7 protein-coding genes are annotated in these 9,791 nt (G+C 57.2%); 4 read left to right on the forward strand and 3 right to left on the reverse strand.

What is annotated here, in order from left to right:
* Window positions 1-42 precede the first annotated feature (42 nt).
* The gene (galE, locus tag B0D78_RS10510) at window positions 43-1,047 is read left to right on the forward strand and encodes a UDP-glucose 4-epimerase GalE (RefSeq protein WP_078016916.1); all 1,005 of its coding nucleotides are present in this window, start codon (window positions 43-45) and stop codon (window positions 1,045-1,047) included.
* A 428-nt stretch (window positions 1,048-1,475) separates the two neighbouring features.
* Here galE and B0D78_RS10520 read toward each other — a convergent pair whose 3' ends face one another.
* Complete coding sequence (locus tag B0D78_RS10520) at window positions 1,476-2,813, reverse strand: RNA-binding domain-containing protein (RefSeq protein ID WP_078016918.1); 1,338 nt, start codon at window positions 2,811-2,813, stop codon at window positions 1,476-1,478.
* 485 nt (window positions 2,814-3,298) lie between these two features.
* On the reverse strand, window positions 3,299-3,646 hold the full coding sequence (locus B0D78_RS10525; protein WP_078016919.1) for an SWIM zinc finger family protein: 348 nt from the start codon (window positions 3,644-3,646) through the stop codon (window positions 3,299-3,301).
* Window positions 3,647-4,200: 554 nt separating this feature from the next.
* Between B0D78_RS10525 and B0D78_RS10530 the strand changes: the two genes are divergently transcribed.
* Both B0D78_RS10530 and B0D78_RS10535 read left to right on the forward strand, forming a co-directional pair.
* Window positions 4,201-4,959 carry a cyclase family protein gene (locus B0D78_RS10530; protein ID WP_078016920.1) on the forward strand — a complete coding sequence of 253 codons (759 nt, stop codon included), beginning with the start codon at window positions 4,201-4,203 and terminating at the stop codon, window positions 4,957-4,959.
* 243 nt (window positions 4,960-5,202) lie between these two features.
* Entirely contained in the window at window positions 5,203-8,610 is a 3,408-nt protein-coding gene (locus tag B0D78_RS10535; RefSeq protein ID WP_078016921.1) for a hypothetical protein, read from the forward strand.
* 43 nt (window positions 8,611-8,653) lie between these two features.
* Here B0D78_RS10535 and B0D78_RS10540 read toward each other — a convergent pair whose 3' ends face one another.
* Window positions 8,654-9,169, reverse strand: coding sequence for a type III toxin-antitoxin system ToxN/AbiQ family toxin (locus B0D78_RS10540; protein ID WP_078016922.1), 516 nt, complete (start codon window positions 9,167-9,169; stop codon window positions 8,654-8,656).
* A 346-nt stretch (window positions 9,170-9,515) separates the two neighbouring features.
* On the opposite strand from B0D78_RS10540, the gene B0D78_RS10545 reads away from it, so the two are divergent.
* Window positions 9,516-9,791 (forward strand): helix-turn-helix domain-containing protein (locus B0D78_RS10545; RefSeq protein WP_143521727.1); only part of this gene is annotated, 276 nt, incomplete at its 3' end.

Genomic DNA, 9,791 nt, shown 5'->3' on the forward strand with positions numbered 1-9,791 from the left:
ATTGTGCGCTACAGCTGACGCTTTCTCAGGGAAGAAAACACCATGAACGTTTTGCTTACCAGCGGGGCCGGTTTTATCGGGTCGCATACGGCGGTCGAACTGATCGCGGCGGGGCACGGCGTGGTGATCGCCGACGATCTGAGCAACAGCTCGGCTTCGGTAATCGAGCGGCTGGAACGGATCACGGGCGTGCGCGTGCCGTTTTACCAAATCGACGTGGCCGACACGGCGGCGCTGGAACGTCTTTTTGCGGAGCGTCATATCGACGCGGTGATCCACTTCGCGGGGTTGAAAGCGGTGGGCGAATCGGTGGCCAAGCCGCTGCTCTATTACCGCAACAATCTGGACACGACGCTGGCGCTGCTGGAAGTGATGGCGGCGCACGGCTGCAGGCGCTTCATCTTCAGCTCGTCGGCCACGGTGTACGGGATGACGAACTCCGTTCCGTTCACGGAGGAGACGCCGGCCGGCGGCTGCACGAATCCCTACGGCTGGACGAAGTTCATGATCGAGCAGATCCTGCGCGACGCGGCCGCCGCGGACGCGGAGGTGTCGGCGGTGCTGCTGCGTTACTTCAACCCGATCGGCGCGCACGAGTCGGGGCTGATCGGCGAGCAGCCGCAGGGGATCCCCAACAATCTGATGCCGTATCTGTGCCAGGTGGCGGCGGGCAAGCTGCCGCAGCTGCGCGTTTTCGGCGACGACTACCCCACGCCCGACGGCACGGGGGTGCGCGACTACATCCACGTGGTCGATCTCGCCAAAGGGCATGCGTCGGCGCTGGCTTACGCCGCCTCGCACCAAGGGGCCGAGGTATTCAATCTCGGCACGGGGCGCGGCAGCAGCGTGATGGATCTGATCCGTTCGTTCGAACGGGTCAACGGCATTAAAATCCCCTACGCGATCGCGCCGCGCCGCGCCGGCGACATCGCCGCGTGCTGGGCCGACGCCTCGAAAGCCGAGCGCCTGCTGGGCTGGAAAGCGCGGAAATCGCTCGACGACATGTGCCGCGATTCCTGGAACTGGACGAAGAAGTCGCTGCGATAAAAGTATCGAAGGGGCTCATAAAAAACGACGTCGCGCCCGTCATGTTTTGAAGGAACAGTTCAAAACGCGACGGGCGCAACGTCGTTTATCCCGGACTGCCGTCGGGGTCGCAAAGCCTCCGCCGGCTTTCGGTGAGAAATCTCATTTCGGCTCTATAATAAACGTTGGGGGGACACGCGTCGAACTGAAGATGTTCACCTCCTCCAACGAGTCTATTCATATTAAGATAGGCATACCCAGTCATTCCTCCCTCGCAATCTCATCAGCAGAGTTGATCGAAAGGGAAATGATGGATATGCCGCATGCTCGTTTTATCGGATTATTGTCGAGTAGGGAAAAGAGGAGCACCAAGAAGTTTTACGACCGCGGCGAGACCCACTCGATGGATTTTATTATGCCCTGTTCTGAGAACTGCAGCAAACATTTCTCTATTTTTCGATAACTTCCCACGTGCCGTCACGCCTGGAGCCAAGTCTTCGAATATAGCCTTTCTCTCTCAACGAATCCAGCGTACGCTGAACTGTTCTGACTGTTTTTGATATCTTCTCAGCCATCTCGTCCCGGGTTGAATCCGGCTTGTTTTTCAATATAGCCAGCACAGCCACTTCCGTCCCCTTTAAAGTGACATTAAAAGTGACATTCTGAATGTCACTTTGAAACGCTGGTCTGTAAATAATAAACTTAAATCCGCTTTCGCCTGTCTCATACGAATATCGAATAGCCGCATCCTTGCAAAGACTGTTTATTCGCTTAAAGCCGCTTCCGAATTGCTCAATAGACTTATTCAGATACAGAACTTTCGAAATAAGAGGGTTACGTATCTCTGACTCTACATTCCTTTTAATGTAATCCTCCGGTTTATAACGGCTTGCATATCGTCCGGGACTATAGATTGTTATCTTCCCTGGGTGGATGCATATTTCATGATTTGTGGATTCGTTATATACTGCATGTGCAAAACTGTTAGCCAATGCCTCTCTAATGACCGCAACAGGGATCTCCGGGATTTCCTCTCTTTCTGTCCCGATGATTTCGCTTCTCCATCGGACATTCTTCAAAATATAATCTTCAGATATCTTCAGCAAATTATATATATTGTCTTCATAGAGCTTCATATCAATAAAAGTAAGCTTTTCATCCGTAGCAAATACAGCAGTTTTCAATGTGACCGGATGCGTATTTCCGAAAAGGCATTCTCCAGCGTTATTCAAATGATCGTCATCCAGCAAGCCGCACCTCTTCAGAACGATTGGACATGTATATTTTCCCTCCGGTATTCTCCCCGCCGAAACAGCTTTTTGCCAAAAAGCTCTGATTGCCGTTTTGTCAATTTGCTTGGATGTCGCCAAAGACGGTGTTTTCTCCCACTTTTCCTTATATTCATTTGATACAAAGAAGGACTTCAGCGCTTCCGGCACCACCTCACGATCTTCATCAGCAGTTCGGAGGTAATAACGCCCAAACGCAGAATATGGGACATTACTGCCATTAAATTCGATTTTGATTACATGCCTTCCGTCAAGAACCGTTTCGTTTATAGCAGGATATATCTGAGGTCTGATGCTTTCGTATACCATTCTCGAAACATCACGAAGCGACGATTCCGAAACGGCCTGCCCGCTCACATCACCATTCGGTTTGATCCCAAAATAAAGGGTTCCTATCCCGTGTTTATTCAAAATAGACGAAATAGAAATCATCGCCTCTCGGATCTCGGCAGTTGTCTTTTTGAATTCCAACGTTTCCGTTTCTTTTCCCAGATTCATTCCCGCTTCCCTCGCCGTTATAAAGTGACGTCATCATATCATATAGTGACATTTACGTCACTATTAACAAGGCGAGGCACCTCCCTCCTCAATGGAGAATACCCCTACGGCGACCGCCGACGGTCTGATACTATTTCTCAATTAAAATGCCGAATGCAGAGGTGCTACGGGGGAGATTCACAAAGCGAGCTGTGCAGACCGCGCAGCGGTCAAGGGAGTCCTGAGCGACTGAACTCCTCCGTAGCGCCCGGAAACTATGTTAATACTTTCTATTAAGAATTAGTCTGAGCAACATCAGCGCATGTGCCGCGATTCCTGGAACTGGGGGAAGAAGTCGCTGCGATAAAAACATCAAGGGGCTCATTAAGAACATGTCGCGCCCGTCATGTTTTGAAGGAACAGTTCAAAACGCGACGAGCGCGACGTCGTTTATCCCGGACTGCCGTCGGGGTCGCAAAGCCTTCGCCGGCTTTCGTTGCGAGATCTCACCAGTCAAGGTCAAGGTGGTTGCGCGCGAACTGCTCAAATATCCATGTGTCTTCGCAGTCGCACAAAAGGCTGTAAAGCTCCTGCCGAAGCTCTTCCCTGGACAGTCCGTCGATGTAGCGCCGCAGTTTTTCGTCCAGCTCTTCCCGACGCCGCTCTTCTTCCTCTTCGTATTTGACGATGTCGTCGTAGTATTCCCGGGCTTTCTCCGGGTACGCCGCAAAGAACAGCGCGATCATGTGCTTGCAGATCACGCGCCGGCCGGCGGCATGGGGACAGGTGCACGAAGACTTGCGCGGATGCTCCGCGTCGATGCGCACTTCGTAGACGGTGCCGCTCCCGCGCACGCTCCCGCTCGCTTCGAGATCGCCGGTCTTCTCGCACGAAAGGACCCTTCCTTATAGTATTCGTATCCTCTCCACAGCGAGGCGCCGCTGGCCAGCGTCATCAAACTCATCGAGCCCTCTCCTTGTCGTTCCCATCGTCCGGCTTTTCCGGGCAACGTCTCCCGCGGCGAAAAAACGCAGCGCGCCCCGTCGCGATTGATTTTTTTACAGTCAGCATTCTTTCCGACGCAAGCCTGACACAGAAATATAATACATCAAAACACAATATCCCGCTCTCCCGTTTCGCAGCCGACGTGGCGCCAAGGGCGCGGAGCGGACTTTCGGCGACGTCGCCGCGCCTGCCGCGGCGCCCGAAGCTCCCGCGTCAACTTTGGCCTGATCGTTTATATTTTGCAAGTCCCTTATGCTCAACGTATCCCTGTCCAAGCGTGGCATCCCAGCCATGCGCCAAGAAAAAAATCCGCGCAGAAGACACTTGTTTTTCGAACAGAGGTAAAATATAATTGAATAAGTTAGCGAACAATGAATATTATTACTGAAAGGATGGATCTTCTGTGTATAAGCTTTGGAACGAGCTTCAGGAACTGAAAAAGCTGCGCTGGATAGACCTTTCGCATCCTCTCGATAATACAAGCCCCTATTGGAGCGGCATACCGGATGGATCCGTCGAACTCTGCAAAACTGTGTTCGACTGGGACAATCCGATGCTTGAATGTCTCATTCAGACTTTTAAATTTCCTGGGCAGTTCGGAACACACATAGATTTCCCCGGGCATTTCGTTAAAGGCGCACCGCTGTCGGAAGCCTTCGGCGTGAAAGACTGCGTGTTCCCGCTCTGCGTCGTCGACATTTCGAAAAAGGTAAAAGCCGATCCCTGCTATGCCGTGACGGTAGACGACATTAAGGAATACGAAGCGAAATACGGAGCCATACCCGACGGTGCGTTTGTGGCTCTTTATACGGGTTGGAGCAAAAATTGGCCCGACATGGATGCCCTCTCCGGAACGAAAATAAAAGAGGACGGCTCAGAAAACTTCCCGGGTTGGTCGCTGCCTGCGCTCAAATATATCTACGAGTTCCGCTCCGCGGCTGCGAACGGGCACGAGTCCCTTGACACCGATGCGTCGGCCGAAGCGGCGAAGGCTGGCGACCTAGCCTGCGAGAGATATGTCCTTCAGCAGGGCAAACTTCAGATAGAAGTGCTTTGCAATCTTGATATGCTCCCGCCCGCCGGCGCGCTCCTTTTCGCGGGGTATCCCAACATCAAGGGAGCGACGGGACTTCCTGTCCGTGTTTTCGCTATCTGCGAGTAAAACTCGCGTCCGCCATTTGGCGTAAACGGCAAGGCGCCGCCGCGGATATTGCGGCGGCGCCTTGCCGTTTCGTTTACTCGTGCGTGAGTTGTTCTCAAGATTTCGGACATATTCCGATACTGATACTATTTCTTGATTGAAAAGCCAAACTCAAGGACGTTGCGAGCCATACCAATATTTTCTGTCGGGAATCGGTATAAATAACCGTTCCGCCACGTTACATTCAACCGGGAGATCATGTTTATGCCATTCATAAAAAATCATGCGCGTTTTTTCAAGGGCGCGGCGCTGACGGGCGTTTTCGCCTTCGCGGCGGCGGGGGCGGCGGCGCTGGCGCTGATGCGCCGGGTCTGGGGGCCGGTGTCGATGGAGCAGATCCTGTTCCATCTGAACGTGCCGCTGACGGGCGGCGTCGACGCCAACCTGCGCCGCCTCATTTTCGCCGCGGCCGCGGGCGCGGCGACGGTCACGGCGCTGTACGGACTGTTCTGCGGCTTCTGCCTGCGGCGCGGACGGCGCGGGGCGGGGCTGCTGGCGGCGTTGGCTCTGGCGGGATTCGCGCTGTACGCGGAGCGGAGCGTCGGCGTGGCCGGGTTCGTTCTGCGCCAGTTCCAGACCACGGCGCTGTTCGACGCGGTGCCCGAGCCGCAGGACGCACGCTGGTCGTTCCCCGGCGCCAAGCGCAATCTGCTGGTGATCCACATGGAATCCATGGAAGACACGTTCAACGACGCGGCGGTCATGGGCGCCCCGCTGCTGCCCGAGCTGGCGCGGCTGCGGAAGGAGCATCTCCATTTCAAGGGTTTCCGCCAGGTACGCGGCACGACCTGGACAACGGCGGGCGTGACGGCCTCGGACTTCGGGCTGCCGCTGCTGCTGCCGATCGGGCACAATGACTACGGCGACTACGAGTCGTTCCTGCCCGGAGCGCTGAGCATCTTCGAGGTGCTGGAGCGCAGCGGCTACGCGCTGGAGTTCATGTTTTCCAGCGACTGTTCGTTCGGCGGCATCGAAAACCTGATCCGCACGCACGCGGCGCGCCCCGTCGTCAAGGATCTGCGCTGGTTCAGCCAGTACCGTTCCGACGTGGAACAGAACCGCGGCAACGGCTGGGGCCTGCGCGACCGCTATCTTTACGAGCGGCTCAAGGAGGATCTGGCGCTGCGCGCCGCTTCGGGCGCGCCCTACGCCTTTTTCGTCGAGACGCTCGACACGCACGGGCCGGACACGTATTACTTCCTCGACCCCGACGTCCGCCCGGAAACGCGCTGGCACGATTTCCGCGACGTGATCCGCGCCGGCAGCCTGATGATGGGCGAATTCATCGACTGGGTGCAGGCGCAGCCGTTCGCCCGCGACCTGACGATCGTCGTTCTCGGCGACCACCTCTGGATGGGCGACACGGTCGCCGGGCGCCCGCTGGGGGACGGACGCGCCGTGTTCAACCTGTTCATCAACGCGATCCCGCGCCCGGAGCGCGGGATCGAACGACTTTTCAGCGCGCCGGATTTCGCGCCGACGATTCTCGAAGCCATCGGCGCGTCCCTGCCCGGGCGTCGCTTCGGCATCGGCACGTCGCTGTTCAGCGGGCGCCCGACGATGATCGAGGAACTGGGCGAAAAGGCTTATGTCGCCGAGCTGGGCAAGACGTCGGCGCGCTACAACCGTTTCTTCAAGCGTCCCGAGGGGAAGCCCGACCGGCGCGCGCCGCTGAAGACGAACGACTTTTCCGCGGGCGCGCCGCGCCTCGCCCTTTCCGAACCGGAACTGTTCATGAGGACCGGCGGCAGCGGCGCTTTTCAGTGCGCGGTCTTCAATTCAAGCGACAGCCTGTTGTCCGGCGCGGGAGATTCGCCGCTGCGGATCCGCGCGTCGGTCTGCGCCGCGGACGGCCGCAACATGCCGGAATACGCGCGCACGTTCCCGCTGCCGCGCGATCTGCCGCCGCAGGACGCCGAATACCTGCAGGCGGCGATCCCCGTGCCGCCGGAAGGAACGTACCGTCTGCGGCTGGAATTCGTCGACGAAAAGGACCGGCCGCTCGCCGCCGCCTTCGAAACGCCGCTGCGGACGGCGGCGCAGTGGCGGTACGCCGCCGAAGACGGCGGTGTGCCGCAGGACGAGCGTATCGTGCTGGACGGCGGCGCGCCCTGCGTCGCCTTCGCGGGCGCGATGGAAGTCTGTTGCCATCGGGACACGCTCTTCTGCAAGCTGCTGGACGGCCGACTGTCCGCAAAAGATCTGATTTTGCGCGCCCGCCGCGGCGGAGAGACGGTCGAACTGACGCCGCGCGAGCTGCGCCGCGCTTCCGACCAAAAATTCCGCTGGGCCGCCGCGCCGCTGGACGGAGCCGGTCTTGAATATCTGGAAGCGGGCTGGCGGCGCGGCGGCGCGGAAAACGTGCGTCCGTTCAGCCTCCTTCCCGCGGCGAAAAGCGCGCCGCTGCGCGAGGAGCAGGATTTTTACGCCTACGCGCGCAAACTGTCGCGGTCGAAGGCGCTGATCCTCGCCGCCGTCAACGCCCCGGAGCAAAAGCCCGGCCTACTGGCCATGCGGGACGGGCAGATCCTCACGCTTCAGCGCGGCGTGCCCGGTACGGCGCTGCACTTCGACGGCGAGGAAGGCGGCGTTTACCTCGACCTCAACACGTACGACGAGGCCACCGCCGCCCAGTCGCGCACGCGCGCGCGGCTGTCGATCCGCGTGAACGGCCTCGAATACGCCTGCGCGCAGCAGGGAACGAACTTCGTCGTCTTCGATCCCGCCTGCGGCGAAGCGCTCGACCGCGCTGCCTGTGCCACGCCGATACCGTTGGACGAACTGGCGGCGCTGCTCGCGGGCGCACAGCCCGAGACGGCGCGGCGGACCGGCGGCGAAGCGCCCAAACTGCTCCACTGCCCCGTCGATCACCGCGTCCCCATCGAAAAGGGGGCGTTCCTCGCCTCCTGGCCCGGCGGCCCATACGTCGCGCGCTCCGGCGGCCGCCTTTACTTCCAGACACCGTGGGAACAGGTCTTCAAAATCAAACTGCTCGGCGGTTCCGAAAGCGCGGGCATCGCGCCGCTGGACCGCGCCGTGTCGGCCGGTTTCGACGGCGTGATCTCCGCCCTGCCGGCGCGAGGGGCGTCCGCCGACGTCGGCTTCATCGACGGGCAGGGGCAAAAACACGCGCAGTCCGTCGACCTGACGCCGCTTTTTCTGGAAACGGACTTCTGCCGCTATCTGCGGCGGCTGGCCAATCCCGATCACGTCGTGCTGATCTCCGTGCTCGACGAGGGCGCGCGCCGCCTCACCGAAACGCACCGCAAGCTCTTCGCGCCGCTCGGGCTCGACCTGTCGTTGTCCGGCAAACGACGCTGGAGCTACGCGGCCGTCAGCGACGGCGGCAAAAAGGTCTACGAAGAATGCGCGCCCGGCCGCATCGACATAACTATCGACGCCGCGGGGCTGAAGATCGGGCTCGTCAGCACGGGCATGGAAGCCGGCTACGAGTCGTCGATCCGGATCGACGGCGCGGAATATTCCACGCAGTCGCTGGGCATGAACATCGTCGTCTACGACAAAAAGCAAAAACGCGTCGTCGACAGCGTCGCCTTCAACACCTACGCCGACCTGTCCGCTTCGCGCAAAGACCCCGCGTTCAAACGGTAAAAGCAAAGCGGCGAACCTCGCTTCACTCGAGGCTCGCCGCTTTTTATCCGTCTGTGTTTTGAGTGACCCACAACTGGCATTTGTGTTCCAACAAGAGGAAATCGCAGCTGTTGGCCACAAGTCCGGGATTCTTGCCCAACAGCACTCGTTTGTAAGTGCGCTCGGCAAGATACTGGATCCTTTCCTGATTTTTGATACAGAACCTCAATTCCTGCGCAAGCAGGGCACGATAAGCTCGATCGGGTTCGTCGTCTATGGAACGGAGCGAGAGTGCGCTTTTGGGAACAGGAAACATATAATTAAACCGAAGCGAAGCGACAATCTGACCATTGTCAGCCTGAATGAGGAAGTTATCGGGCTTTTGCTGTTTAAAAGAAGTCACAGGCACGTAATAGTTCATTTCACGCACCTGAAGCACAACGCCGCATAAAAATTTTCTCTTTCGACTTACTCCATAATCCATGTTAGGGACGCGGCTTACGCCCCTCTTTTCTATCTCTGCATTTTTCAAATAGTTGGTATAAGCAAAGTCCACGTAGTAAAAATTGAGTTTTTCCATCAATGCGGGCCTCAAAGTCAGAGATAAAAAGAGAGGGGCCACAGCCCCTCCTGTTTTCACTACAGCTGCGCTTCAGGCGGCAGCGCGCCTTTCATGATGATCTGCTCTCAAAGCGGCAGGGCGCTTCTCATCGATGATCTGCTCTCAAAGCGGCAGGGCACTTGCCAAAAGAGCATCGCTCTTTCTACATGTTATTTTACTCAAGTTATGAATTTTTGTCAAATCATTCTCACGAGGAAGACAAAATATATGAAAACTGAAATTCTTCAAGGTAAATGCAACGCAACATCCGGTACCCCGTTGCATTAAATCTGAATTAAAAGAAGCTTGCATTTAGTCTGAATTGATGAAAGACCTTTCTTACGAGACAACAGATCTCGGAAAGGAGTTCATCATCATGAACAAACATTTGACTCTGGCTGAAAGAAAAGCCATTGAAAGCGCCCTCAACCGGCGAGAATCTCTCAGAAGTATTGCCTCAACAGTTCTGAAGTCGCCGAGTACGATCTCCAGAGAGATCAGAAAACATGCAGAGACTGTCTTCAAAGGCTGTTATGGCCGGACAGCAAACTGCTGCCTTCACCGGTATGACTGCTCCGTTACTTCCCTTTGTAACACCTCT

The sequence above is a fragment of the Pyramidobacter sp. C12-8 genome, assembly GCF_002007215.1.
Classification (GTDB): domain Bacteria; phylum Synergistota; class Synergistia; order Synergistales; family Dethiosulfovibrionaceae; genus Pyramidobacter.